Here is a 24797-nt window from a genome sequence, read left to right on the forward strand (position 1 = left end):
GCCTTGCTATCTCCAGCCCAAACAATAACGGCGCGGCAAAAGACGCGACCGACTGCGAGGAAGCGATCTGGAGGAGCGGGCATGACCGCTATTGAGACCTTTTACGACGTCATTCGCCGTCAGGGCGTCACGCGGCGAAGCTTCGTGAAATTCTGCAGCCTGACCGCCGCAAGTCTCGGCATGGGTCCGGTGGGGGCCGCGAACATCGCCAAGGCGCTGGAAACGAAAGAACGTGTGCCGGTGATCTGGATGCACGGCCTCGAATGCACCTGCTGCTCCGAAAGCTTCATCCGCTCGGCGCATCCGCTGGTGAAGGACGTCGTGCTGTCGATGATCTCGCTCGACTATGACGACACGATCATGGCCGCAGCCGGCCATCAGGCCGAAGCGATCCTCGAAGAGACGAAGCAGAAATACAAAGGCAAATACATCCTCGCCGTGGAGGGCAACCCGCCGCTCAATGAAGATGGCATGTTCTGCATCGACGGGGGTCGGCCCTTCGTCGAAAAGCTGAAATGGATGTCCGAGGACGCGATGGCGATCATCGCCTGGGGCGCCTGCGCCTCATGGGGTTGCGTGCAGGCCGCAAAACCCAATCCAACGCAAGCGACGCCGATCGACAAGGTGATAAGGGACAAACCGATCATCAAGGTTCCCGGCTGCCCGCCGATCGCCGAGGTGATGACCGGCGTCGTCACCTACATCACGACCTTTGGGCGGCTGCCCGAGCTCGACCGCCAGGGCCGGCCGAAAATGTTTTACTCGCAGCGCATTCACGACAAATGCTATCGCCGTCCGCATTTCGACGCGGGCCAATTCGTCGAGCAGTGGGACGACGAAAGCGCGCGCAAGGGCTATTGCCTCTACAAGATGGGATGCAAGGGACCCACGACCTACAACGCCTGCTCGACAGTGCGCTGGAATGGCGGCGTCTCCTTTCCAATCCAGTCGGGCCATGGCTGCATTGGCTGTTCGGAAGACGGCTTCTGGGACAAGGGGCCGTTTTATGAACGGCTCACGAATATCCATCAGTTCGGCGTCGAGAAGAACGCGGACGAAATCGGCATGGCGGTTGCGGGAACGGTTGGCGCGGCAGTCGCTGTTCACGCCGCGGCGACGGCGATCAAGCGCGTCGTCACGAAGAACAATGATCACACGGCTTGAATCCGCTCGCGCGATTTTCGGGAAGACCACCCATGACGCAGATTTCGCAGACGCCCAACGGCTTCAACCTCGACAATAGCGGGAAACGCATCGTCGTCGATCCCGTGACGCGCATTGAAGGACATTTGCGCGTCGAGGTGAATGTCGATTCTGAAAATGTCATCCGCAATGCGGTTTCGACCGGCACCATGTGGCGCGGCATCGAGGTTATTTTGAAGAACCGCGACCCGCGCGACGCATGGGCCTTCACTGAGCGGATTTGCGGCGTGTGCACCGGGACCCATGCGCTCACTTCCGTGCGCGCGGTCGAAGACGCGCTCGGCGTCACGATCCCCGAGAACGCCAATTCGATTCGAAATCTGATGCAGCTCGCGTTGCAGGTGCACGATCATATCGTGCATTTTTATCATCTGCACGCGCTCGACTGGGTCGACGTCGTCTCGGCGCTCAGCGCCGATCCGAAATCGACGTCCTCACTCGCGCAGTCGATTTCCAGCTGGCCCTTGTCCTCCCCGGGCTATTACAAAGACCTGCAAATTCGGTTGAAAAAATTCGTCGAGTCGGGCCAGCTGGGACCCTTCAAGAACGGCTATTGGGGCAGCAAGGCCTATCGCCTGCCGCCCGAGGCCAATCTCATGGCGGTCGCGCATTATCTGGAGGCGCTCGATTTCCAGAAGGAAATCGTCAAGATCCATACCATCTTCGGCGGCAAGAATCCGCATCCGAACTGGCTCGTCGGCGGCGTTCCCTGCGCGATCAACGTCGACGGAACGGGCGCCGTCGGCGCCGTCAACATGGAGCGGCTCAATCTCGTCGACAGCATCATTGATCAGCTGATCGAATTCACCGACAAGGTGTACATCCCGGACGTCATGGCGATCGGCTCCTTTTACAAGGACTGGCTCCATGGCGGCGGGCTTTCGGGCAAATCCGTTCTCGCCTATGGCGACGTGCCAGAGAACGCCAACGACTACAGCGCCAGTAATCTACTGCTGCCGCAGGGCGCGATCATCAACGGCAAACTCGACGAAATCCACCCCGTCGATCTGCGCGATCCCAATGAAATACAGGAGTTCGTAGCGCACTCCTGGTATAAATACGGGGACGAGACCAAAGGCCTGCATCCGTGGGATGGCGTCACGGAGCCACATTTCGAACTTGGCCCCAACGCCAAGGGCACGAAGACGAATATCGTAGAGCTCGACGAAAGCGCGAAATATTCCTGGATCAAGGCGCCGCGCTGGAAGGGCCACGCCATGGAGGTCGGGCCGCTCGCCCGCTGGGTGATCGGCTATGCGCAGGGCAAGCCGCAATTCAAGGAGCCGGTCGAGAAAGTCCTGAAGGATCTCGATCTGCGGACGACAGCATTGTTCTCCACGCTCGGCCGCACCGCCGCGCGCGCGCTCGAGGCGCAATGGGCCGGCTATCAGATGCGCCACTTCTTCGACAAGCTGATCGGCAATATCAAGGCTGGCGATCTCTCGACCGCCAATGTCGAGAAATGGGAGCCGAAGACATGGCCGGCCGCCACGAAGGGCGTAGGCTTCACCGAGGCGCCGCGCGGCGCGCTCGCCCACTGGATCAAGATCAAGGACGGCAAGATCGATAATTACCAATGCGTCGTGCCGACGACATGGAACGGCTCGCCGCGCGATCCGGCTGGAAACATCGGCGCTTTCGAAGCCGCGCTGATGGATACGCCGATGATCGACCCTGCGCAGCCGCTCGAAATCCTGCGCACGCTGCACTCTTTCGATCCCTGCCTCGCCTGTTCGACGCATGTGATGAGCGATGACGGGCAGGAAATGACAAGGGTGCAGGTGCGCTAGGGAGGCGAAGCAGATGACCGATGTCTCACAAAATATCGGCGCCGCCGACGCGCTCGACGAAAAGCCGGTCGCCCGTCCGACCGTCTATGTGTACGAGGCGCCCGTTCGTCTCTGGCATTGGGTCAACGCCCTCGCCATCTTCGTGCTGATCGGGACGGGCTATTTCATCGGCTCTCCGCCGCCGACGGTGGCGGGAGAGGCGTCCCAGCACTTCGTCCTCGGCTATATCCGTTTCGCTCATTTCACGGCGGGACAGATCATGGCGGTTGGTTTCCTGTTGCGCGCATACTGGGCTTTCGTGGGCAATAATCACTCGCGCCAGATATTCCATCTTCCCGTCTGGCGTCGCGCCTATTGGAGCGAACTGGCGCACGAAATCCGCTGGTACGCCTTTCTGGAACAGGCGCCCAAGAAATATGTGGGCCACAATCCGCTCGCGCAAATGGCGATGTTCACCATGTACACGCTGGCGTCGCTTTTCATGATCGTCACCGGCTTCGCGCTGTATTCGGAAGGGGAAGGAGCCGACAGCTGGGAAGCGAAAGCTTTCGGATGGGTGTTTCTGATCTGCCCCAACAGTCAGGACGTTCACACCTATCATCATCTCGGCATGTGGCTGCTCGTCACCTTCATCATTGTGCATATCTATGCGGCCGTTCGCGAAGACATCATGTCGCGCCAGAGCATCATTTCCTCGATGATATCCGGTGAGCGCCATTTCAAGGACGAGGCGTGAAAATGAACGCCGCGCAAAACGCAGAGCCGCGCATTCTTGTCCTCGGCATCGGCAATATTCTCTGGGGCGACGAGGGTTTCGGCGTGCGGGCCGTCGAGGAATTCCACCAACGCTTTCGCCTGCCAGAAAATGTGACCATCCTCGATGGGGGAACGCAGGGCCTGTATCTCGTGCAGTTTGTGCGGGAAGCGGACTATCTACTGGTCTTCGACGCGATCGATTATGGCCTCGAGCCAGGCGCGCTGAAACTGGTGCGGGACGATCAGGTGCCAAAATTCACAGGCGCGAAGAAAATGAGCCTGCATCAGACCGGCTTTCAGGAAGTGCTCAGCGCCGCCGATCTGCTCGGGCAATATCCGGGAAAGCTCGCGCTGATCGGCTGCCAGCCTCTGGATCTCGAAAACTGGGGCGGCGCCCTCACCCGGCCGGTGCAGGGCGCGATTTCCGGCGCCGTCGAAACGGCGCGGCTGCTTCTCGAGGAGTGGGGCGTCACATGCGCGCGACGCCCCGGTTCGCCGGAGGCGGGCGAGCGCCTGCTGTCGAACGGGATCGACCACATTGGCTATGAACGCCGCGGCTTTGAAGCGGCGGCCATCCACGAGGGAGTCTAGCGACATGAAGAGATTCCGCACGCCTGTCGCGATCGTCGTGGCCTCAATGCTTCCCGGGTCCGCCTTCGGCCATCGCGGACCCCACCTGGAAGACCTCGGCGGCGCGCTACGCCACACATTTACCCAGCAGGACCATCTCCTCGCCATTGGCGTGTCAGCGACATGGCTGACAATCATTGCTTTGGCCGCGTTTCTTTTGGCGAGAGCGCTGCAGGCGCCGAACGACGGCTCCAACTAGAGCAAATTCGGCGAATTCGAATTCGCCGAATTTGTTCTCGCTTCGTATCTTGTCGCGCGTTCGAAGGGAAAACCACCTACACTTTTCCTGAACGCGCTTTAGCCGCCCGATCAAATCCCGTCACTTGCAGCGCGACGGGACGACCGTAGCTTCGCTTGACGACGCCGTGGAACTGAGAAATGTGCATCGGCTTTCCCATGACCGTGCTGGAGGGCGACGAACTCTCGGCGCTATGCGAGCGAAAGGGCGTCAGGGAAAGAATTTCCATGCTTCTTGTCGGCGAACAACCGAGTGGCGCACATGTCCTCGTGCATCTCGGCGCAGCGGTGCGAGTGCTCGACGACGACGAAGCCGCCATGATCGGCGCAGCGCTGGATGGACTTGGCGCGGCCGTGGCCGGGGACAATTTCGATCAATACTTCGCCGACCTCATCGGACGCGAACCGGAGTTGCCGGCGCATCTTCGACCGGACATGAAATAGCGTGGCTTGACTTTCTTGTCGCGCTCGAATCGCCCGTGAGCAAAAGCTCCTCTGGCGCTTGGCGGAAAGCCGTGCGCAAGCTTCCAGTGAAATGTCACGGTCCCGTCGTGAGCCGATAGGCGCCATTCGGGCGTGACCGACGCTCCCGTCGATCGACGATTTTCGTCCCCGCCTTTGCGCCAGATTCAGATGGCGCATGTGATGCGGTAAAATGGCCGATCCGGCCCGCCGCCGGCGGCCCGGGAATGTCCCATTTTTTGCCGCGATTGCTTTTCAAAAACGCTTTCCAGACCAGAATGGTGGATTGCCGATGCTGTGTTCACGAAAAGCGCTCGTCATGTTTCTGGCCGGCGGCCTGTCGGTGTTCGAACAGCCCGCGGCGATGGGACAGTATTACGGAGCGTATCCGGCTTACCCCTCCTCTCCCGTTCGCCCCTACGCCGATCAAGGCGGCGTCTACGGAGAAAGCGACCCGGATGACGGCTATTACGAGCCGCCAACACGCCGACCGCCCCGCGCCGACGCCTATGAACGAAATCTCGAAGATTACCCCGAGGACGCCGAGCCACGAGCCCGGGCGAAGCCGCGCGGCGCCGAAGGACGCCGGGCCCGCATCGCGGCGCTGCCGCCGGACGCCGATCCGGCCTATTCGACGCCGATCGACCTCGACGACCAGGTTGATCCGAATCAGTCGACGCGAACCCTGGTGGATGATCCCACAGGACAGCGCGCCGGCACGCTGACAATCGACACCGGCGCACGCAAACTTTATCTCTCGCTGGGAAATGGCGAGGCGCTCGAATATGGCGTGGGGGTCGGCCGCCAAGGCTTCGAGTGGAAGGGCGTGGCGCAGATTGGCCGAAAGGCCTATTGGCCAGGCTGGACGCCGCCGAGCGAAATGCTTTTGCGCCGCCCCGATCTGCCCGAACATATGGAAGGGGGCCTCGACAACCCGCTCGGCGCGCGCGCCCTCTATCTGTTCGAGGGCCCGAAGGATACGATGTTCCGGATCCACGGCACCAACGAACCCGATACGATCGGAAAGGCCGTGTCGTCCGGCTGCATACGCATGCTCAATGCGGATGTCATCGACCTTTACCGCCGCGTCGCCAAGGGGGCGCGCGTCGTCGTGAATTGAACCGAGCCGCCGGAGAGACGAAAGCTAGAGCGTTTCATATTTTGACGGAAGCGTATCCTGCGTTTGTGAAGTAGTTGCTGCATTCTTGTGGTTGGATGTCTTTTGCGAGGCGTCCGATCTGTCGCCAGGTTTCATCGATGGTTCGCTGCTGCGCCTGTCGCATCCAGTGTTTGAGCTTGGAAAAGGTCTGTTCGATTGGATTGAGGTCGGGCGAATAGGGCGGCAGAAACCACAGTCTGGCTCCGGCGGCGCGGATCGCGCGTCGCACCGCCTCGCCCTTGTGACTGCCGAGATTGTCCATAATGACAATATCGCCCTGCTTAAGCGCGGGGACGAGTTGTTGTTCGACATAGGCGCGGAAACACGCGCCGTTGATTGGCCCGTCGAAGACGCAGGGCGCGTCGAGACGATCGCAGCGCAGCGCGCCGAGAAAGGTCAACGTGCGCCAATGGCCGTGCGGCGCGAGGCCGCGCAAGCGCTTGCCCTTGGGGCCCCAGCCGCGCAGCGGCGTCATGTTCGTCTTGATCCAGGTCTCGTCGATGAAGACCAGCCGCCTGGGATCGAGGCGCGCTTGCAGCGATTGCCAGCGCTTGCGCCGTCGCGCAATGTCAGCGCGGCCTTGTTCGAGCGCCAGCAGCGTTTTTTTGAACCGCAGCCCCTCGCGGCGCAGGAACATCCAAATGGCGTTGTGCGAAACCTTGACCCCGCGCGCCAGCAGCTCGTCCTTGAGGCCATGCAACGTCAAATGCGGCGTCTGCGCCAGACGCTCGACAATGAAAGCGCGATGCGGCTCCAGCACGCGCTTGCGATAGCCGCCCATTTTCGCCGGCGCGACCGAGCCCGTCTCGCGCTGGCGCTGCGACCACTTCACGACCGATGACACGGCCACGCCAAAGCGCAAAGCCACGGCGCGGCAACTCTCGCCAGCCAAAACCGACGCAACCACACGCTCTCGAAGATCATTGGAGAGAGGTCGAACCATTGGATGCTGGCCTCCGCCCAGCCAGCATCTTGAATCACACTCCTGCTAAAACAGGAATCCCTCCCGATTCAGAAATACAGGGAAATGCTCTAGTGATTGCGCCGCGCCTCGAGATTGTTCAACAGCTCGACAAATCTTGCGGGGACCGGCTCGGCGAGGACGGATCGATACAGGTCTCGCAATTGCTTTCCGAGAATCTGCTCGACCCCGCCCCGGCGACGCGCGGACAGAAGCTTCGTTCCCGGGTCGCCTCGCGACGGCTGATTGGCCGCCGCTTTCCCCGACCGCCTCAGCATGGAAGAGCCGGCCAGATCGTCATATTTCAGGCGGGAGTTTGTCTTCCCCGCCGGCATGGACGTTCCCCGGCCCGAGGCGGCGGCGCGGCCGGATTCGGAGGGGCTATTGTTGGGGCTTTCTCTCATCTGCGCCTCGAGTCTCGCGCATCGGCGTTCCCACACACCGGAATCGGAATGCTCACGCGAATTCGAGCAGAAAGGAAAAGGATTAATTTACCGTAAAGCCGGCGCGGCCGCGTTTCGCCTGCGCGCCGGTTCGCTCGCCCGGTGGGGCGTTGCGCGGGAGATAGGGCACAACCTAAAACGCCCGGCAAAAATCGCGCAATTTCAGTCTGCTGCAGTCTGATTATGGCGGAGGGGGCGTCCGCCGAGTTGAAGTCCGATCCTGTCCGGTATTATCCAATAATACACTGATTTAAAGCTACTTTTGTCTTTGTTGTGGTCCAGCTCGGTCCGTTGCCCTCCCATCCAAGCTCGAATAATATGTGGGTGAAAATGTGGGGCAGACAAATTGGGCGGACGGTATGCCGAAGCGAGGGAAGCATCCTGAGAAGGCGCTGACGGCGATCCAAGTGAGGGCCCTGAAAGAACCGGGCCGATATGCCGACGGCAATGGCCTCTATCTTGTCGTCGACCCTTCTGGAGCTAAACGCTGGCTGCTGCGAACTGTCATTCAAGGGCGGCGTCGTGACATTGGGCTTGGTGGGGTCGCCCTCGTTTCGCTCGCTGAGGCGCGAGAAAAGGCGCTCAGCTACCGCAAGCTTGCGCGGCAGGGCGGAGACCCCCTAGCCGAAAAGCGGCGAACTGCAATCACCATCCCGACCTTTGACGAAGCCGCTCAGCGCGTCTTTGAAGAACATAAGCCTAGCTGGAGAAACAGCAAGCATGCAGCCCAGTGGATGAACACGCTGAGCCAATATGCTTTTCCGATCCTTGGGCAGATGCCAGTCCACCAGATAGACAGCCCCCATGTGCTACAAGTTCTCGCCCCGATCTGGCTGACCAAGCCAGAAACCGCCCGTCGTGTCCGCCAGAGGATTGGTACCGTCCTGAATTGGGCCAAGGCGGCGGGCTTTCGCACGGGCGATAACCCGGTTGAAGGTATAACCAAAGGTTTGCCTAGGCAGACGGACCGAGGCGAACATTATGCCGCGCTTGCCTACGCTGAGGTGCCATCTTTTCTGGCTCGCTTGCGCTCGGACCCAGGCATCAGTGAAAGTGCTCGGCTCGCGTTTGAATTCCTGATCCTGACGGCTTCTCGAACGAACGAAGTTCTTGGGGCCCGGTGGTCGGAATTCGACGTGACGAATAGGTTATGGGCTGTTCCCGCTGAGAGGATGAAAGCCGGCCGCGCCCACAGAGTCCCTTTGACGGACCAATGCCTCGTAATTCTCGAGCAGGCAAAAGCCGCAAGCGCCGGGAGCCCTTTCGTTTTCCCAGGCAGAAGCTCAGAGCGCCCGTTATCAAATATGGTCTTTCTCATGGCCCTAAGGCGCTTGAAATTGAAGACAACTGCCCATGGTTTTCGCTCTTCGTTCCGCGACTGGGCTGCTGAATGTACGAGCTTTCCCAGGGAGGTTGCAGAGGCGTCACTCGCTCACGCGGTCGAAAATAAGGTGGAGGCCGCCTACCGTCGAACAGACCTAGTTGAAAAAAGACGGGAGCTGTTGAAACTATGGGGGCAGCACTGCACGAGCGATATAGGAACAAAAAATGGCTAAGCCAGACCAGGTTACCTACCTAGTCAAATTGAAGTACCCCTATTATCGACATCAGATGCACCTATTTTTTAATTCAATTTCCCGCGCACAAGGCTGCTCGGATATTGCGCAATTCACTGATGAATCTATTCGAGAATTTTGTGACATGTTCCGCACCGAAGTTGAGCACTTTATAGAGGAAAATGAAGTTCAGGCCGACGATCGCATAGCAGTCGTTCGCCGACTTATTGTGGAAATGATCGCTTATCGGACAGAACTAGTGTCGCTCGCTGACAACGAGTTAATCCAGCTGTATAGGCAAGAGAAACTGGCCGAGCAGGCGCGCCGCGAAGCGCTTGGCTCACAGCAAGATAAGTGGCGCTTTTTCAACGAGCCTAAGGCTGATCCGAAGTTCGATTCCTGGGCCGTTTATGCGGCCTGGAGCGCTGAGGAAGCCGTCGCCCTGTCCCTTGGGAAAGAGCCGCGTATCGTGAATGCGCGCTCGCTTAAGCGTCTCGGGAAGGCATATTCACCCTTTGCAAATGAGTATGAGCAGCGCAAACAACGTGTGACTCGCGCAATTGCCGCGGGGCATCTCGATGAGCCATTGTCACCTGCAGTATTTCTTAAGTGGGCGAAGGAAGTTGGAATGTCATGCCCTTCCGAGTTGGTAAAACATGTTCGGCCCTCGAAACGCAACAGTGACCCGAACTACGTAAAGCTTCGGGACAAAATACGATCTCTGGAGAGCCAAAACAGAATCATGAAGCAACGACACGAGTTTGCGTTAAGACAAATAAAATCTGATGTTTCAACCAAAGAGAAATTCACGTTGTTGCGCATGATATTGGCAATGGCGATTGGAAGATTCGAGTTCCGAACAGATAGACGCAATTCCGCTGCAAAACAGATAGCAAGCTATGCTGAAGAGCACAACTTGAAGCTGAGCGAAGATACAGCAAAAAATTGGTTGAACAACGCAGTTGTAGATCTGGAATATTCTTCTCCTCCCGAGCGCTGAATAGCCGATTTCGGATCGTGCTTTCCGAAATCGGCCAAGTCACGTCCCCAGTTTGTCAAGATGTCTCCGATCTCAAAACGGAGGCAACCATATGGAAAAACAAACTCTCGACGGCTTCCCTCACACGAGCGCCCAAGCGGAGGCTCTCCCGGAGTCGCTGACTAAGAAGGGCATCAGCCGGGATGCGGTCGTGAAACTCGCCGAGGCTGAAGATGCTCTCGTCGACCGGGTGCGTAAGCGTGAAATATTTGCGGTCGGTCAACCGGTCAGCACAGACGATAATCGCGAAAACTTCACGACGCGCCTCGATACCTATCGCAAGCAAACGGCGTCCATAACGGCGCGGTGCGCCGAGTGGGACGTTTTCCTAAGGACAGGTTTCGTGCGACTCTCTTCTATCCTGGCGCCGAAAGGCCCGATCCCGGTGAGCCGGTCGACTTGGTGGGCTGGGGTGAAGGAGGGAAGGTTCCCCAAACCGCTAAAGCTTGGGCCCAGGACCACCGTTTGGTCGGTCGAGGATATCCGAGCGCTGATCGAGAAAATCAGTGGTGGGGAGGGCTGAGCATGAGCAGGTTGCAAGCCCAAAAGAAGAAAGCCCCCGAGCAGTCGGCGAAGTGCGGCGTTCAAAAGCCCGTCGCCACCCGAAAATCGCGTAAAGCGAAAAAGGGCACGCCGGCGCAGGCCATCGTTACGCCCGCGTCAGAGAGAATACTACCGAACGCGAGCACGCTAAAAACCGATTTTTTTGCGGTGCTGGACGACCTGAGGCGCGACGTCAAAAAGAGCGAGGAAGGCCATCGTCGCGCTATTAGGTCAGCCATCGCTCGGGGGTGCGCGGTCGCGTGCTTCCTGGAGAAACATATATGGCACTGGCGCAAATTCTGTAACGCTAACATGTGGAAATCTCGAAACAGAAAGCCCGACCCGAAAAAGCCTAGCCAAGCGCTGCGCTTCGTCTTGCTATGGATGTCGAAGGAAAAAAAACGAGCCAGCAAGTGGTACTGCGCGGTCGGCCCCCTAATGAAAATGGGCGTGGGACCTGCAGACATTCCCAAGGCTATCAAGCGGGCTGGAGGTATTGAAGCACTTGCCCGTAGGAACGCGAAGGAGAAGAGTTCCAGACGCAGCGAAAATATTCCGACGTTGCCTGCAACACATATGCCAACAGTGTCGAAGGCAACAGCAGATAACGCAGTGGTTCTAAAAGGGCCTCTCCGCCAGGGCGGGATTGGCATAACGCTAAAAGCGACATTGGAGGGAGAAGGGGAAAGATTGCTGAGCTTGCCGATCGGATCTCAACCCTTGCTCAAGATCAAAATCCTTGGGCGAACGGAGCGGGGTTTGAAGATAGCGGTTCTAAAAGTCAGTAGGGGGGCGGCCATAAAATAACCTGGCGCGTATCGCGAGGCAGCTTTAGATAGCTGCCTCGCGATCCTGTCCTATCTGCGGACGATTTCGCTGAGCGCCCGCGGAAGGATTAGCATTTCGTCATGCGAAACGCGACCGGTCTTGAAAGCCTTCATTGTGTAATCGGTCGCGCGCCCGATACTTTCAGTTATCGGCTTGGCGTGTGCCCGGATAAGGGGGAGTTTTCCCCGGACGTAGAAAGCCGCGTTTTCATCAAAATGCTCGTCCAGAGGCTGCGCGAGCCTTGATTTCGGCGGCATCAGACCGATGCCCTGAAAATGGATTCCGTCGTTCACCGTGACATCCCTTACGAGCTGTTTTTCCCGTTTCCAAACCGGGTAATCTGGGCAGACGATCCAAACCGGGTGCTTGCCTAAGCTGTGGGGCGAAGCAGGTCTCCGAACTACGCGTGTGAGCAAGGTCGCATAAACCCGCTCTACCTCTTTGCTCATTTCATCGATCATTCGCCGACGAGAGCCTCCTATCTGCCGATATTGGAAAGTGAGCAAGTACGGCGTCCAGCCATCATTTACTTGGTTCTCGATATAGCGACCCCAGTGAGTCACAATTTCCCGTCTACCTGCTGCCGACGCCCAACTGTTCGCGTGATCGTATCTATGGGTATGGCTGGTCGATTTGACTGTTGTATGTTGGTCTACCATCGTTCAATCACCTTTCGGGCATGGGGGTCCAACTACGAGTCCCGAATTTCACGGTCCCCGTATTGGTTAGTGCCGATGAGGTAGCTTCGACATGCGAGGCGCATCCACTGCCTGCCGGTTAGCTACGACTACAATTGGTATTTACGGCTCACGGTTTGACGTCGATCCGCGACACCCTTGACCCCTGCTATTCGGGCGATGCTACGAGCGTGCTCGAAAGGCGAAATTGAATGCGACGCTTCAATCCTGATTGGAGGTTCGTCCTTCACGTCACGCGCCCCGCGGTGTTACTGGCGCCACGCAGTTATCTCGACGAAATCGGGGCCGGTCTGCGCGAAGCGGGCGTTCAGCACGCGGTGAAGCAGCGCGATAGCCGGCCGATTTTCGATTGGCTGACGAGGCTGATCTCGCTCCAAGGGATCACCGACGCGGTTGCTTTCGGCTTCGACGCCCGGCATGGCGGCGTTCGATTTGCCGGCGTCGAAAGGGCGCTTCGCCACGTCCCGATCTGTCCGCGACTGCGCTGCTACTGGGCCTTCGGCTCTTGCGGCTATCGGAAGGGGGCGGGAACCTGCGCCGAGCCTGGCCTCCTGCCGTTTTGCCCGCTTCCCAAACATCCATTGCGGAAAGGCGCGCTGAACGTCGCCGCCTACAGCCTGTTCCTTTTCATGCGGGACGTTTGCGACGGCGATTTTGTCGGCTGGATTGACGAAAGGCTGGCGGCTGCCGACCCCGGCGTCGGCGTTTCAGGGCGCGCCGCGCTCATGCAAGCCTCTCTCCTCGATCCGCTGCGCCATATCGACGGCGTCGGCCCGAAGCTATGGAACATGATGCTGGCCGACCTTCTCCTCGCGGGCGACCCTGAGCGGGAACGATGGATGACGACCGGCGCAAACATGATCGCCATCGACACCCTCGTTCACAATTTCCTGCACAGGGCAGGCGTTCTGCGGCGGTTCAACGCCGAACACGCTTACGGTCCCGGCTGCTATGCGCCGAACGGCTGCGCCGAGATTATCATGGGCTTGGCGCAGCGCATCGACACCCGCGAATTCAACCCTGCAAATCCCGCGATCTTCCCGCGCTTCGTCCAGCACGCGCTTTGGGGCTTCTGCGCAGCCTGGGGTTGGGACATCTGCAACGGCAACCGGATCGACGACCGTCGTCGCTGCGAAAACACTCATTGTCCCTCCTTTGCCAATTGCGATCGCGTGCCGCTCAAGGACGCTCGCGATTAGGCCCGACCGAAAGGCGCGGGCTGTTGACGCCGGACAGCGCAAAGAGCTGTCCAGTTTCCCGGCCGTTTTGCTCGCCGACATTGCGCCGGTTTCAGACGATGGCGGGGCGGCGAAGATCGCCTTAAGCCTTGATCTTGACAATAGGAAAATAGTCCTATATAATGGCCGTGCCGGGCCATTGTGGCCACGGCTCAGCTTTTGGGAAAACTCATGACAAACCCTTGTCGGCCGCCGCTGCGGCCACCACACGCGCCATCGATCATTCAACCGAAACGGGGGCCTCTGGCCCCCTTCGTCGTTTCTGGGGGGTCACGATGAGCGCCAAGCCAAAACACTCAGCCCAAGACAATGGTGAGCCCGTACTCGTGGTCATGGGGCTGGACGACACCCGCAAGCCGCACGCCTCAATCTTCGACAAAGCCGACGCAAAATTGGCCAGCAAGGCGGCGGGGCTGATGGGCATGCGGGTGGTGAAGCTCGAAACGGCCGAGTTAAAGGCGCTTGCGGCCAAGCTGCCCCGGGGCAAGGTGTTCGCCAGCGGCCGGGCTTTCGTGCCCTTCGTCAAGGCCAGCCTGTATGCGTCGATCGTCGCCGCCGCCGGCTTACCAGCCAAAAGCCCCAAGCCCGCCCGTATGGCCACGGCAAGCCCGCTTGACGGCCATTCGGGGGCCGGGGGCGGCGACCAGCCGCCCGATACGGCCGAGGCAACGCCTGCCAAAGGCTGGGGCGATATCGGGGCGGGTAGCCTCGTGCTCGCCACCACCGGCCCGAACGAGGGCTGGTACGAGGCGGTCGTCATCGAGGTTCATGGCGACCTGCTGAAACTGCAGTGGTGGTCCTGGCCCGACGAACCGCTGTTCGCGCGGAAAATTTCGCAAGTCGGGTTGCTGCCGCACGACCCCGCATGAGCGAAGGGCCCGGGCGTTTCGCTGACGGCCGGGCCTCGCTCCCAGAAATTCACTGACAACGTTTTGACCGAGGGGACCTGAGATGGGCATCGCCAAGAAAATCTTGTTCGGTTTTGCGGCGCTCCTGCTGCTGATCTTTCTGATCGCGACGCGCGGCGGCGCGAAAGTCGGTTGTGGCCATCCAGCCGTTATCGCGCAAATCGAAAGCGGCCTTCGCGCCCTTCCTTTCACCGCCGAAATGTTCGGGACCGGATTCAAGGCGCGCGAGATCACGACCGTGAATGAAACCGGAAACCGATCATTGTGCCAATGCAGCATCGGCTCATCCAGCCAGACCGCCTTCACCCTCCCGGTTCGTTACATGGTGACGCGCTCGGATGATGAAAAAACGTTCCGGGTCGAAATCACCCAAATCGGCCGGTGACGATCGGCCGCGCGCTTGTCGCGCCGAGGGCTGGCGTTGTCCCGCAAATCTCGCCAAACCCCAACACAGGCAGCGTTGCTCGGCTTGCGCATGCGGAGCGACCGAGGAGCCCCCATGCCGACCCAAACCTATGAAGACCAGACCGATCGCATTCGCCACCTCAACGACGCCTTCAGGCGCCAAGGGAGCGTTGCTGGCAAATTCATGATGACCGCAGGCGTCGCCAGCCTGCCTTTGGGCGACCAAGCTGCGATCATGCGCAAGGTGATGAGCTTCAATGCCTTCACGCCCGAGAATGACCCGTACGGCGAGCACGATTTTGGGGCGTTCGAGCACAACCGTCGAAACCTCTTCTGGAAAATCGACTACTATTCGCTCGACATGGTGGGCGGCTCGGAGAATCCCGCCGACCCTGCGCAGACCGTTCGTGTCCTCACCATCATGTTTGCGGACGAATATTGATCTGCGCGATGGACAGCTCCTCACAGGGGCTGCCTGTTGGTTCGGCGTAGAGGCATGAGGCGGCGTCGAGCGCGTGAAGGAGCGGTTTGGCGTGACCGCCGCATGGGATGACGACTTTCTCGCAAGCCTGATCGCCGCTTAATCCTTCACCCGATTCCCCTGCGTGGCTTCCCTACCGATTTCCCCGTGGTAGGCTGGCTTTCCCCGCTGGAGCTTGGCGGGTCCAGCCGTGGCTTCCCTACCGATTTCCCCGTGGTAGGCTTGGCGAACAGCGACAGCCACTGGAGGTAAGGCCGTGGCTTCCCTACCGATTTCCCCGTGGTAGGCTAGACATGCACGAGCGCGACGGCCTATGCCAGCCGTGGCTTCCCTACTGATTTCCCCGTGGTAGGCTACCTGCGGCAGATCGGGTGTGCGCGTTCCTGCCGTGGCTTCCCTACCGATTTCCCCGTGGTAGGCTCAACCCATTGCACCATACCCGGACGGCGCAGCCGTGGCTTCCCTACCGATTTCCCCGTGGTAGGCTGCCGCGGTCTCCGGACCCTTCGCGATCGCCGCCGTGGCTTCCCTACCGATTTCCCCGTGGTAGGCTTGGCAGAACATGGTCAACGCCATCAACAATGCCGTGGCTTCCCTACCGATTTCCCCGTGGTAGGCTCAACGTGGTTAGGCGGTTCACCGTATGGGGGCCGTGGCTTCCCTACCGATTTCCCCGTGGTAGGCTCGCATGAAGACGATGCTGACCGTCGTTGAGGCCGTGGCTTCCCTACCGATTTCCCCGTGGTAGGCTTTGCTGACATCGCAGTGAGAGCGAGGCCGCGCCGTGGCTTCCCTACCGATTTCCCCGTGGTAGGCTCCGACCGCGGCGCCAGCGTCCGCCGTGAGCGCCGTGGCTTCCCTACCGATTTCCCCGTGGTAGGCTGCTGGAAAAGACGAGGCCCTCAAGGAACTTGCCGTGGCTTCCCTACCGATTTCCCCGTGGTAGGCTCGAAGGTTCGACGGACACATCGCCGATAGCGCCGTGGCTTCCCTACCGATTTCCCCGTGGTAGGCTACATCGGCCGGACCAGAGACTCGGAAAAGAGCCGTGGCTTCCCTACCGATTTCCCCGTGGTAGGCTGTTCGCCGCGCCCTTCAAAGAGGCGGCGAGGCCGTGGCTTCCCTACCGATTTCCCCGTGGTAGGCTCCCCGTTCGTCGATGGCGACGGGTTCAAGTGCCGTGGCTTCCCTACCGATTTCCCCGTGGTAGGCTCATGGAGCCGAAGTCGAGCACGTCGAAACTGCCGTGGCTTCCCTACCGATTTCCCCGTGGTAGGCTTGCGCGCGTGGCGACGACAAGGGCAACAAGGCCGTGGCTTCCCTACCGATTTCCCCGTGGTAGGCTCCGGCCGCCGTGCGCGACATTATCGCCGCTGCCGTGGCTTCCCTACCGATTTCCCCGTGGTAGGCTGACGGAAGTTTCGAGGACGCGGCCAAGGAAGCCGTGGCTTCCCTACCGATTTCCCCGTGGTAGGCTGCTTCGTTGTGAGACAGGTCGCCGTCTGGCGCCGTGGCTTCCCTACCGATTTCCCCGTGGTAGGCTCGCAGCACCACGCCATGCAGCCGTCAACGAGCCGTGGCTTCCCTACCGATTTCCCCGTGGTAGGCTCGCACTGCGGCGATATCATCGCACTTTTCAGCCGTGGCTTCCCTACCGATTTCCCCGTGGTAGGCTATCAATTTGACCGTTAGCGTCGAAGTCAGGGCCGTGGCTTCCCTACCGATTTCCCCGTGGTAGGCTGACGGAAGTTTCGAGGACGCGGCCAAGGAAGCCGTGGCTTCCCTACCGATTTCCCCGTGGTAGGCTGTCGGCGAAAGCACTCGCCGGTCCATGGTTGCCGTGGCTTCCCTACCGATTTCCCCGTGGTAGGCTGTGCGGGGCGTGTCACCGGAGCGCGTCTTGGCCGTGGCTTCCCTACCGATTTCCCCGTGGTAGGCTGTCCTTGCCGCCGGCACGATCATCGGGCTTGCCGTGGCTTCCCTACCGATTTCCCCGTGGTAGGCTTCCGGTCTGGAACGGGTCGAGCATTGACTTGCCGTGGCTTCCCTACCGATTTCCCCGTGGTAGGCTAGACCGGCCTTCAAGGCGACGTGCTCGAGCGCCGTGGCTTCCCTACCGATTTCCCCGTGGTAGGCTTTGCAACGGCCGGATGCGTCGCGCGGGAGTGCCGTGGCTTCCCTACCGATTTCCCCGTGGTAGGCTAGGCATCGGCAAGACCTCGCTCGCCGCGTCGCCGTGGCTTCCCTACCGATTTCCCCGTGGTAGGCTTCCACAGCGTCGGAAAGGTTCATGACCTTTGCCGTGGCTTCCCTACCGATTTCCCCGTGGTAGGCTCCAGCCGGCGCTTCATCGCGCGGACCTTTTGCCGTGGCTTCCCTACCGATTTCCCCGTGGTAGGCTACAGGCATAGAAATGGGGCGCGCAGATCAGGCCGTGGCTTCCCTACCGATTTCCCCGTGGTAGGCTTCGCCGCCGACACAAAGCAGGCAATGGACAGGCCGTGGCTTCCCTACCGATTTCCCCGTGGTAGGCTTTCGGCGGGCTTGGCGACCTGGCCATGCTGGCCGTGGCTTCCCTACCGATTTCCCCGTGGTAGGCTCGAGCCGCTGCATGAGCCGATACCAGGTGGGCCGTGGCTTCCCTACCGATTTCCCCGTGGTAGGCTTCGCGGCGGCCCACGCGGCGGCCCTCGCGGGCCGTGGCTTCCCTACCGATTTCCCCGTGGTAGGCTCGGGAGCGGCGCATTTCGATCCTCGATCGTGCCGTGGCTTCCCTACCGATTTCCCCGTGGTAGGCTCGCCGCGCTCGGCATGGACTGACCACTATGGCCGTGGCTTCCCTACCGATTTCCCCGTGGTAGGCTACATTCTTGTTTTTCGCGTTCTCGGCGCACGCCGTGGCTTCCCTACCGATTTCCCCGTGGTAGGCTCGCGCGAGACGCGCCTGATCGGATGACGTGGCCGTGGCTTCCCTACCGATTTCCCCGTGGTAGGCTCAAGGTGTTTCGTCTCCATCATGACGAGAGGCCGTGGCTTCCCTACCGATTTCCCCGTGGTAGGCTCGTCCTCCGAAAACGCCTGCGCCCGAGGCGGCCGTGGCTTCCCTACCGATTTCCCCGTGGTAGGCTTCGTCGTGGGGGAGCGCTTCGGCAGTGGTGGCCGTGGCTTCCCTACCGATTTCCCCGTGGTAGGCTGGCGCGATAACGGCGCCACGCGAAAACGGTGCCGTGGCTTCCCTACCGATTTCCCCGTGGTAGGCTCCAGCCGGCGCTTCATCGCGCGGACCTTTTGCCGTGGCTTCCCTACCGATTTCCCCGTGGTAGGCTGGGGTCGCCCTTCTCGCCGCGCTCGCCCTGGCCGTGGCTTCCCTACCGATTTCCCCGTGGTAGGCTAGCATGCTCAGTCCTCCTGCAGCAGCTCCTGCCGTGGCTTCCCTACCGATTTCCCCGTGGTAGGCTGGGTGAAATCATCAGGTGGGAGCCCGGCTGGCCGTGGCTTCCCTACCGATTTCCCCGTGGTAGGCTCCATCGCCGCCGCCATCCGCGCCGCTGGGGGCCGTGGCTTCCCTACCGATTTCCCCGTGGTAGGCTCGGACTTCGGTCAAAACGATGCAGAGACTCGCCGTGGCTTCCCTACCGATTTCCCCGTGGTAGGCTATCCGCCGCCGCCGGCTGCGCATTGGAAACGCCGTGGCTTCCCTACCGATTTCCCCGTGGTAGGCTTCGTTCTAAAAATCATATTCCTACGTTGACGCCGTGGCTTCCCTACCGATTTCCCCGTGGTAGGCTTCGCCGCCGACACGAAACAAGCGATGGACAGCCGTGGCTTCCCTACCGATTTCCCCGTGGTAGGCTCGCAGCGATCGCATCTTCGTCATCCATCGTGCCGTGGCTTCCCTACCGATTTCCCCGTGGTAGGCTGAGCCGAACGCGCGCACGCCCTGAACCTCTGCCGTGGCTTCCCTACCGATTTCCCCGTGGTAGGCTAGCTCGCGCACAAGCACCTGAAATGCGGATGATTTTCGCCTCTTGCCGGGACGGAAATCACAGCAGGACGAGTTGTTGCGGCGCGGCTTTTTCATTTTTTGTCGATTCGCCGATCAGGAGCTTCATGCGGGCGTATTGGCGCTCGGTGACGCTCAAAGTACGCACGCTCCCCTTGGGCGGAAGGTTCTTCGTGACCCTGGCGAGGTGCTTTTCCACAGCTTCTTCGCCGCGCATGACACGTGCATAAACGGAAAGCTGCAGCATCAGGAAGCCGTCGTCCTTCAGGAAATTGCGAAACCGCGTGGCGTTGCGCCGCTCGACTTTCGTGCCGACCGGCAGATCGAAGAAAACGAAGAGCCACATATATCGGACCTCCCCGGTTTTCATGGCGGCAACCCCTTTTTCGCCAAGAAGGCGGGCAGGCGGAGCAACGCCGCACTCGATCCTTCCATCGCCCGAACGAGACTCTCCGCCGCCTTTTCGCTCGCGACAAGCAGGCTCACCGTTTCCCTTCCGACAACCGCATCGGCGAGCAGAACACCCGCCATGGCGCGGCGATCCTCGATCGTCAGTTCGCTGTTCTTTTCACGGTCTTTCGCACGCAGCGATGCGCGTGCGTCGACGAAGGGGCGGAAAGGCTCAAGAATGTCGTCGACGAGATTGAAGGCGTTCGTCACGCTCGCGTGATGCACCCCGAAGGCCGGCAACAGGCCGAAGGCCACGAGCGCGCGCGCGACGCCCGCGCGCGCGACGGCATAGCCGTAATTCATCATCTTGTTGCGCAAGTCGCGAGCATCGTCGCGCGTGAAATCCTCATAAAGCGCGCGCCAATAGTTGCGAGCAGCGCGCGCCTCGACATTGTCGGGGTCGCCGGAGCCGACGAGCTTGGCCATGGCGCGCAACGCCTGCGCGTCGCGGCCGAGACTTTCGAGATGCGCCGCCTGATTCTCGATCTTGGCGACGATGATGCGCTGCCAGCAGCGTTTCTTGAAGGGCTCGCCGAGCGCGATTTGCATTGCGGCGACCCCCGCCTGACGGTGGTGAGAATGAAAGGGCAGCGTCACCCCGTTCGGCGTATGGCGTTGATCGACGCTGACGATGACGACGCCCGCGTCCATGCAGGCGGAGAGCAAGGTGGAGGTGAGCGTGGCGTGGGGCGCGTCGAGCACCACATAGGCGACGTCTTCCAGCGCCACGCGCACCTCGCCGTCGTCCTGCGCCACGACAATTTGATTATCGGCGATAGCGAGCCGCGCCGGTCGGCTCAGATGCAATCCTTTCCACGCCATGTTTCACCACGCCAAGTACGCAACTCACGCTCTACTTCGAAAATTTGACCGAGGCGATCGACATGAAGCTTCTTGAAGTCGATGAGCGTCCTTGTTCCTATCCCTTTCCTTGTCGCTGTCGAGTTTGCAATGCCCGAAACCGTAAGCGCTCCGGTATTGCGATCGAGGCTGCGGAAGTATGATCGTATGACTTCGCCATCCGGCTTTGTAAGTTCAAGTAGAGATAGCTGGTTAATCGACCACAGGAATTCGAACGTCGAATCGATCTCCGGCCATTTATCATCGTCGCCGCCGCCCTGCACCGCCCGCATCGGCGGCGTTTCCATCGTCGCAATTTCATGCGGATAAATCGGTACAAGATAATATTCGTATTTCCCCTTCCTGTTAGCCTTGCGGAAAACATCCACCCGCGCCATCTCGCCACGATCGACAGTTGCCAAGCGCTCGGGATTGCCGGTGTCGAGTGTGATGTTGACCTTGTTCTTGGTGACGAGCCGCACCTTCGAAACCGGATCGCCCTTCGGCGAGAGCGGCGGATTGTCCCTAGGGCTTCCCGCCTCGATCCATTTTCGCAGGTTCTCAATCAAGGGCGCGTTGCGCTCGGCGTCCTTCACGCGGATTAGATCGCCGAGTTTGATATCGCCGACTTTTTTGCGCTCATAGACCTTCGCTTCGTCGTCGCGCACGGCGATATGGCGGATTGTCGCGTCATGCGCCTTGCCGCGCGCCCGCCGCCGTTCAGCGCGTGCGACGAAGACTTTTTCGACCGCATCCAGCGCTTCGTCCGCGAACCCAGGCCATGGTTGCGTGATGTTTTTTGTCAGATCGTAATGAAGCCCTTTGCGCTCGATGTCCTGCACCTCTCGGGTGGCGCGAATAAGCAAGGACTCGGTGGTCGCAGCTACAATGATTGCGTCGAGCGCATGATGGCGATCGTCCGCGATGCGTTCGCCCTTTTCGCTCTTCTTTCTCCGCTGCAAACTCCAAGCACGGCGCAGACGATTGGTTAGCGCGCCCGGTCGCGTGAAGACGCGCCGCCGTTCCTTGCCGTCCTTGTCCTTTTCGCCCTTCGGGTAGAGCTGCTTCAGGGCCTCGGCGAGCAGCCGGCATGTCCAGCGCGTGTCATTGAGATTGCGGCTACGGAATTTTTCCGCCGCCTCTTCCGCATTCTTGAGCTTGTAGTTTCGTTTCTTCAGTCCCTTCATAAATTGAATGGATTCGACGCGGGCTACGAAGGCATCCCACTCGGCTTCGGGTTTATCCGCCCTGAACCATTCGTAAGGCGTGCGGCCCTTCTTATCCTGATTGGCCTTGGCCGTGCAGAGTGTCTTGTTGAGATAGGAGTCGTCGCCAAAGCGGCTCCAGGGTAGAATATGGTCCACCTGGACCGAATTGTCCGAGGCGACGAGCTGCTTCGGATTTATATATTCGTCGGTGTAGAGGCAGCGCCCCATTTGTTCATTCCACAATTCGAAACGAAGCAATTCCTCCTTTCCGCGCTCGCCGTCCTGTGGCAGGTGGCCGACCTCCTTACCGAAAAGTTCACGCAGCTTGTCCTTCTGTCGGCTGCGCTTTTCGATGCCGAAATGGATGTCGCGCCGCTCTTCAATGGACTTGCCGACATCGCGCGCCAGTTCGACATGGATGCGGTCGGGGACGCCGTATTTCTCGATGATGGCCTTGACCTGCTTGACCGCCTCGATCAGCGCCTTGCGCGCCGAGGGGCTGCCGACGAGTTCTCGGGAGATACGTTCTTCCTGAAGAATTTTCTTCAGCGCTTCCTTGCCGTGCATGCCGACATCGAAGGCGTCGCGTTCACGACTTGCCGTGTGGTCGTAGCCTGCGGCCGCGCAAGCCTTGTCATAGGTCATCCCGCGCATGAGGCCGGGAATGATGTTGCGCGCGGCTTTGGCGGAGATATGGCCGACGCCGGTGAAGGCGTCGAGCTTTCCGTCGGCTGCGGCTCGGACGATCGCCTCAATGAGCGGCGTGTCAAAACCCGCTTCAATCAGACCGGCGCGAATGCGGTCGAGATCGCTGCGGAAGGTGATGATCTCGGTGATCTTGTCGAGCCGTTCTGGCGCGCTGATCAGCGCGCCCCAGGCGAGTTCGCCGAGCGCGTCGATTACGACGCGCCGCAAACGCGCGGTTCCTGTGGCGGCCTCTCCAGAGCGCGCCACGACATCGAGCTTCTTTTCGTCGTCGGCCTTTATGCCGACAAAGATCGCAATATCCGGTAACGCCAACCTTTTTCGGAGCGTCGAGAAGGTGAATTTGGCGACTCCGCCGAAATCGGCCGCGGCCGTTCTGAGTTCTTCCACGGTGAGAGTTCGCTCTTCGCTCCCTTCGCGCAACGTCAGATGATTCAGTCGCGACAGAAAGCGGAACAACTCGAAAGAATAACCACGTTTCGGCGAACGCTTCTCGGCGGGCTCGAAGGGACAGGGGCCAACAAGCCTCTCGCTGTCTTGCAAGGGACGCTGGAAGAATGCGGCCTGCGTAAACTCCGCTTCAAGTTCCACCTTCGCGAAGGTAGATTGAAGCCTCGCCTGTGCGCGAAAAAGCGCACGGACTTCAGCCGCGAGATCATCGCGCAAGAGCGAGCGGGAATAGTCGCCGTCACGATTGCGGAAACGGCGCACGGTTTCAAGCGCACCACTTTTCAGTTTCGTTTGACGTAGCACGAACCCCTCGTCTTCGACGAGCAATTTCGCCGGCGAGCCGAAGCGGGCGAGCTTTTCGCGCGTTTCCCCCACCGCCTTTTTCATCCTGGAGCTCTCGGCGTCCAGATCGCTCGTCTTCGCGCCCTTGGAGTTCGATTTGAATCCGCGATGGCGCGCGATATGTCCAAGAGCAACTGCAAATTCGATGGGGCTCAGCAGACGATCAATCCCTTCGGCCCTGATCTTCCACGGGTCGAGCCCCGGCTGTTTCAACGCGTCGCGATTGTCGGAAGACAACAGGCCATGGCGATGCAGTATGCGGCGAACCTCATTCATGCGCTGGCGACGCCGTCTGATAACCCGGCGCTGGCCGCGAAAGATTCTTCGCAACTCTGATTTAAGTTTTGTGCCAGTCTGGCTTTTTTCTTCCGGAGCATCGAACATCCAGGCTCCAGTGTCGATAATGCGACCGTCCGAAGGCTCGTGATCTTCGAAAATTTCGATAAGCGCCCAGCCAATCGACGCGATGCCGCCGTCCAAACCCAGGACACGCATAAATGGCTCCCTTCAAATCGTCGGAACTCCATCAAAACCGATTGACGAAGATTCGCCAAGCTGCTTTAATATTTTGGGGAAATCGGAAGGGAAGCCACGGCAAGGTGGTTTCTTTAGAAACTATCGAAGGATCATCCCCGCTATGGCAACATGGCGGGGAAATTCCGTTTTGATCGAAGTATTTGGTGTCGGTTTTGCTCAGCTCAAATATTCAACTTAGCCATTCGGCCTCTGTCCTCGCCTCACCAACGATCTTTCGACTTACTCTCCAAAGCATTCTGGAGTGCGTCAGGTTCCGCCAGAATACGATATACGTGCATGCGCGAACAACCTAGCGCTTTCGCGATAGCGCCGACTCCTTGGCCGGCGCTGGCCATGGCGAGAAGCTGCACTCGATCAATGCGTCGTTTGCCTCCCCGATAGACGCCTTCAGCTTTGGCCTTTTCAATGCCTTCGCGCTGACGCTCTTTGATGAACCGCCGTTCCAACTGCGCCACCATGCCGAGCACCGTCATGACAATTCGGCCGGTTTCGCCACGCGTGGTCACGTGTGGGTCGAGAACGGTTACGAACGCCTGCCGTTGGTCGCATTCGTGGACAATATTGAGGACGTCGCGAGTGTCCCGACCCAGACGGTCAAGGCGTGTGACGATCAGTTCGTCACCGGGCCGCAGGAATTCAATAATCGTCATCAGTTCAGCGCGACCTTCGCGGCTGCCGCCAGAAGCTTTTTCCGAGCGAATGACGCCGCAACCTTCAGCTTTGAGCCGGGCTAGCTGGGTGTCGAGGTCCTGATCAATCGTGCTGACGCGGGCGTAACCAATGCGGGCCATGGCTGTCACCTCAGGGTTTAGGCCCGACCCTACATTGTCACAAATAGTCGCTGTCAACCCAGATGTTACATGACGATGCTGAGCCCGCGTGACGTCGCATCAGGGTATGCCCTGATATGACTCAGGTTGCGTCA

The 24797-nt window shown here is 59.9% G+C and carries 22 protein-coding genes and 1 CRISPR repeat array; of the genes, 15 read left to right on the forward strand and 7 right to left on the reverse strand.

The features are described from left to right. Positions 1-81 precede the first annotated feature (81 nt). The 7 genes from MET49242_RS14660 to MET49242_RS26205 all read left to right on the forward strand — a co-directional run bounded on the left by MET49242_RS14660 (position 82) and on the right by MET49242_RS26205 (position 6198). Positions 82-1164, forward strand: a complete 1083-nt coding sequence (locus tag MET49242_RS14660; RefSeq protein WP_036283931.1) for a hydrogenase small subunit — start codon at positions 82-84, stop codon at positions 1162-1164. Between the two features lie 32 nt (positions 1165-1196). Then, positions 1197-2993, forward strand: coding sequence for a nickel-dependent hydrogenase large subunit (locus tag MET49242_RS14665; protein ID WP_036283932.1), 1797 nt, complete (start codon positions 1197-1199; stop codon positions 2991-2993). Positions 2994-3006: 13 nt separating this feature from the next. Further along, positions 3007-3729, forward strand: coding sequence for a Ni/Fe-hydrogenase, b-type cytochrome subunit (gene cybH / locus MET49242_RS14670; protein ID WP_036283934.1), 723 nt, complete (start codon positions 3007-3009; stop codon positions 3727-3729). 2 nt (positions 3730-3731) lie between these two features. After that, the gene (locus MET49242_RS14675) at positions 3732-4340 is read left to right on the forward strand and encodes a HyaD/HybD family hydrogenase maturation endopeptidase (RefSeq protein ID WP_036283936.1); all 609 of its coding nucleotides are present in this window, start codon (positions 3732-3734) and stop codon (positions 4338-4340) included. Positions 4341-4344: 4 nt separating this feature from the next. Continuing rightward, entirely contained in the window at positions 4345-4578 is a 234-nt protein-coding gene (locus tag MET49242_RS14680; protein ID WP_036283938.1) for a hypothetical protein, read from the forward strand. Between the two features lie 179 nt (positions 4579-4757). Further along, positions 4758-5060, forward strand: a complete 303-nt coding sequence (locus tag MET49242_RS14685) for a HypC/HybG/HupF family hydrogenase formation chaperone (protein ID WP_036283939.1) — start codon at positions 4758-4760, stop codon at positions 5058-5060. Between the two features lie 310 nt (positions 5061-5370). Then, positions 5371-6198 carry a L,D-transpeptidase gene (locus MET49242_RS26205; RefSeq protein WP_244430822.1) on the forward strand — a complete coding sequence of 276 codons (828 nt, stop codon included), beginning with the start codon at positions 5371-5373 and terminating at the stop codon, positions 6196-6198. Between the two features lie 34 nt (positions 6199-6232). Here the strand turns inward: MET49242_RS26205 and MET49242_RS14695 are convergent, their stop codons facing one another. Then, on the reverse strand, positions 6233-7180 hold the full coding sequence (locus tag MET49242_RS14695) for an IS630 family transposase (protein ID WP_036281214.1): 948 nt from the start codon (positions 7178-7180) through the stop codon (positions 6233-6235). Between the two features lie 89 nt (positions 7181-7269). Further along, on the reverse strand, positions 7270-7602 hold the full coding sequence (locus MET49242_RS14700; protein WP_144259641.1) for a NepR family anti-sigma factor: 333 nt from the start codon (positions 7600-7602) through the stop codon (positions 7270-7272). Positions 7603-8000: 398 nt separating this feature from the next. Here MET49242_RS14700 and MET49242_RS14705 point away from each other — a divergent pair, with 398 nt between their 5' ends. From MET49242_RS14705 to MET49242_RS14720, 4 genes are all read left to right on the forward strand, one after another. Then, positions 8001-9197 (forward strand): site-specific integrase, encoded by a 1197-nt coding sequence (locus MET49242_RS14705; RefSeq protein WP_036283942.1) that lies wholly within the window; start codon positions 8001-8003, stop codon positions 9195-9197. Next, the gene (locus tag MET49242_RS14710) at positions 9190-10197 is read left to right on the forward strand and encodes a hypothetical protein (RefSeq protein ID WP_144259642.1); all 1008 of its coding nucleotides are present in this window, start codon (positions 9190-9192) and stop codon (positions 10195-10197) included. The genes MET49242_RS14705 and MET49242_RS14710 overlap by 8 nt, the downstream gene beginning before the upstream one ends. Positions 10198-10288: 91 nt before the next feature. Then, positions 10289-10759: a nucleoside monophosphate kinase gene (locus tag MET49242_RS26210; protein ID WP_084679122.1), complete on the forward strand. Its 471-nt coding sequence runs from the start codon at positions 10289-10291 to the stop codon at positions 10757-10759. A gap of 2 nt (positions 10760-10761) precedes the next feature. Next, entirely contained in the window at positions 10762-11586 is an 825-nt protein-coding gene (locus MET49242_RS14720) for a hypothetical protein (RefSeq protein WP_036283945.1), read from the forward strand. Between the two features lie 50 nt (positions 11587-11636). On the opposite strand, the gene MET49242_RS25140 is transcribed toward MET49242_RS14720, so the two are convergent. Further along, complete coding sequence (locus MET49242_RS25140; RefSeq protein WP_144259643.1) at positions 11637-12068, reverse strand: hypothetical protein; 432 nt, start codon at positions 12066-12068, stop codon at positions 11637-11639. A 428-nt stretch (positions 12069-12496) separates the two neighbouring features. Between MET49242_RS25140 and MET49242_RS23440 the strand changes: the two genes are divergently transcribed. The 4 genes from MET49242_RS23440 (at position 12497) to MET49242_RS14745 (ending at position 15298) form a co-directional block, all read left to right on the forward strand. Next, positions 12497-13504 carry a hypothetical protein gene (locus MET49242_RS23440; protein WP_051134224.1) on the forward strand — a complete coding sequence of 336 codons (1008 nt, stop codon included), beginning with the start codon at positions 12497-12499 and terminating at the stop codon, positions 13502-13504. A 314-nt stretch (positions 13505-13818) separates the two neighbouring features. Continuing rightward, on the forward strand, positions 13819-14412 hold the full coding sequence (locus tag MET49242_RS14735; RefSeq protein WP_036283948.1) for a hypothetical protein: 594 nt from the start codon (positions 13819-13821) through the stop codon (positions 14410-14412). A gap of 82 nt (positions 14413-14494) precedes the next feature. Beyond that, positions 14495-14836 (forward strand): hypothetical protein, encoded by a 342-nt coding sequence (locus tag MET49242_RS14740; protein WP_036283949.1) that lies wholly within the window; start codon positions 14495-14497, stop codon positions 14834-14836. Between the two features lie 114 nt (positions 14837-14950). Further along, positions 14951-15298, forward strand: a complete 348-nt coding sequence (locus MET49242_RS14745) for a DUF3768 domain-containing protein (RefSeq protein WP_036283951.1) — start codon at positions 14951-14953, stop codon at positions 15296-15298. A gap of 160 nt (positions 15299-15458) precedes the next feature. Continuing rightward, a CRISPR array of direct repeats spans positions 15459-19323; the repeat unit is 36 nt; unit sequence GCCGTGGCTTCCCTACCGATTTCCCCGTGGTAGGCT. Positions 19324-19380: 57 nt separating this feature from the next. Here MET49242_RS14745 and cas2 read toward each other — a convergent pair. The 4 genes from cas2 to MET49242_RS24370 all read right to left on the reverse strand — a co-directional run bounded on the left by cas2 (position 19381) and on the right by MET49242_RS24370 (position 24663). Further along, positions 19381-19686, reverse strand: coding sequence for a CRISPR-associated endonuclease Cas2 (cas2, locus tag MET49242_RS14750; protein WP_244430823.1), 306 nt, complete (start codon positions 19684-19686; stop codon positions 19381-19383). Positions 19687-19706: 20 nt separating this feature from the next. Continuing rightward, complete coding sequence (cas1, locus tag MET49242_RS14755; RefSeq protein ID WP_036283954.1) at positions 19707-20612, reverse strand: type II CRISPR-associated endonuclease Cas1; 906 nt, start codon at positions 20610-20612, stop codon at positions 19707-19709. Continuing rightward, positions 20588-23830: a type II CRISPR RNA-guided endonuclease Cas9 gene (gene cas9 / locus MET49242_RS14760; protein ID WP_036283956.1), complete on the reverse strand. Its 3243-nt coding sequence runs from the start codon at positions 23828-23830 to the stop codon at positions 20588-20590. The genes cas1 and cas9 overlap by 25 nt, the downstream gene beginning before the upstream one ends. Positions 23831-24072: 242 nt before the next feature. After that, positions 24073-24663: a recombinase family protein gene (locus MET49242_RS24370; protein WP_084679126.1), complete on the reverse strand. Its 591-nt coding sequence runs from the start codon at positions 24661-24663 to the stop codon at positions 24073-24075. Positions 24664-24797 lie beyond the last annotated feature (134 nt).

This window comes from Methylocystis sp. ATCC 49242 (assembly GCF_000188155.2).
Taxonomy (GTDB): domain Bacteria; phylum Pseudomonadota; class Alphaproteobacteria; order Rhizobiales; family Beijerinckiaceae; genus Methylocystis.

What these genes read in the sequence shown, in the direction of transcription:
- MET49242_RS24370 (WP_084679126.1), bottom strand. Translation starts at nt 24,663, where the DNA reads ATGGCCCGCATTGGTTACGCCCGCGTCAGCACGATTGATCAGGACCTC.
- MET49242_RS14740 (WP_036283949.1), top strand. Translation starts at nt 14,495, where the DNA reads ATGGGCATCGCCAAGAAAATCTTGTTCGGTTTTGCGGCGCTCCTGCTG.
- MET49242_RS26205 (WP_244430822.1), top strand. Translation starts at nt 5,371, where the DNA reads ATGCTGTGTTCACGAAAAGCGCTCGTCATGTTTCTGGCCGGCGGCCTG.
- MET49242_RS14735 (WP_036283948.1), top strand. Translation starts at nt 13,819, where the DNA reads ATGAGCGCCAAGCCAAAACACTCAGCCCAAGACAATGGTGAGCCCGTA.
- MET49242_RS14700 (WP_144259641.1), bottom strand. Translation starts at nt 7,602, where the DNA reads ATGAGAGAAAGCCCCAACAATAGCCCCTCCGAATCCGGCCGCGCCGCC.
- MET49242_RS14710 (WP_144259642.1), top strand. Translation starts at nt 9,190, where the DNA reads ATGGCTAAGCCAGACCAGGTTACCTACCTAGTCAAATTGAAGTACCCC.
- MET49242_RS14695 (WP_036281214.1), bottom strand. Translation starts at nt 7,180, where the DNA reads ATGGTTCGACCTCTCTCCAATGATCTTCGAGAGCGTGTGGTTGCGTCG.
- MET49242_RS25140 (WP_144259643.1), bottom strand. Translation starts at nt 12,068, where the DNA reads ATGATCGATGAAATGAGCAAAGAGGTAGAGCGGGTTTATGCGACCTTG.
- MET49242_RS23440 (WP_051134224.1), top strand. Translation starts at nt 12,497, where the DNA reads ATGCGACGCTTCAATCCTGATTGGAGGTTCGTCCTTCACGTCACGCGC.
- cas2 (WP_244430823.1), bottom strand. Translation starts at nt 19,686, where the DNA reads ATGTGGCTCTTCGTTTTCTTCGATCTGCCGGTCGGCACGAAAGTCGAG.
- MET49242_RS14720 (WP_036283945.1), top strand. Translation starts at nt 10,762, where the DNA reads ATGAGCAGGTTGCAAGCCCAAAAGAAGAAAGCCCCCGAGCAGTCGGCG.
- cas9 (WP_036283956.1), bottom strand. Translation starts at nt 23,830, where the DNA reads ATGCGTGTCCTGGGTTTGGACGGCGGCATCGCGTCGATTGGCTGGGCG.
- MET49242_RS14685 (WP_036283939.1), top strand. Translation starts at nt 4,758, where the DNA reads ATGTGCATCGGCTTTCCCATGACCGTGCTGGAGGGCGACGAACTCTCG.
- MET49242_RS14745 (WP_036283951.1), top strand. Translation starts at nt 14,951, where the DNA reads ATGCCGACCCAAACCTATGAAGACCAGACCGATCGCATTCGCCACCTC.
- MET49242_RS14680 (WP_036283938.1), top strand. Translation starts at nt 4,345, where the DNA reads ATGAAGAGATTCCGCACGCCTGTCGCGATCGTCGTGGCCTCAATGCTT.
- cas1 (WP_036283954.1), bottom strand. Translation starts at nt 20,612, where the DNA reads ATGGCGTGGAAAGGATTGCATCTGAGCCGACCGGCGCGGCTCGCTATC.
- cybH (WP_036283934.1), top strand. Translation starts at nt 3,007, where the DNA reads ATGACCGATGTCTCACAAAATATCGGCGCCGCCGACGCGCTCGACGAA.
- MET49242_RS14705 (WP_036283942.1), top strand. Translation starts at nt 8,001, where the DNA reads ATGCCGAAGCGAGGGAAGCATCCTGAGAAGGCGCTGACGGCGATCCAA.
- MET49242_RS26210 (WP_084679122.1), top strand. Translation starts at nt 10,289, where the DNA reads ATGGAAAAACAAACTCTCGACGGCTTCCCTCACACGAGCGCCCAAGCG.
- MET49242_RS14675 (WP_036283936.1), top strand. Translation starts at nt 3,732, where the DNA reads ATGAACGCCGCGCAAAACGCAGAGCCGCGCATTCTTGTCCTCGGCATC.
- MET49242_RS14660 (WP_036283931.1), top strand. Translation starts at nt 82, where the DNA reads ATGACCGCTATTGAGACCTTTTACGACGTCATTCGCCGTCAGGGCGTC.
- MET49242_RS14665 (WP_036283932.1), top strand. Translation starts at nt 1,197, where the DNA reads ATGACGCAGATTTCGCAGACGCCCAACGGCTTCAACCTCGACAATAGC.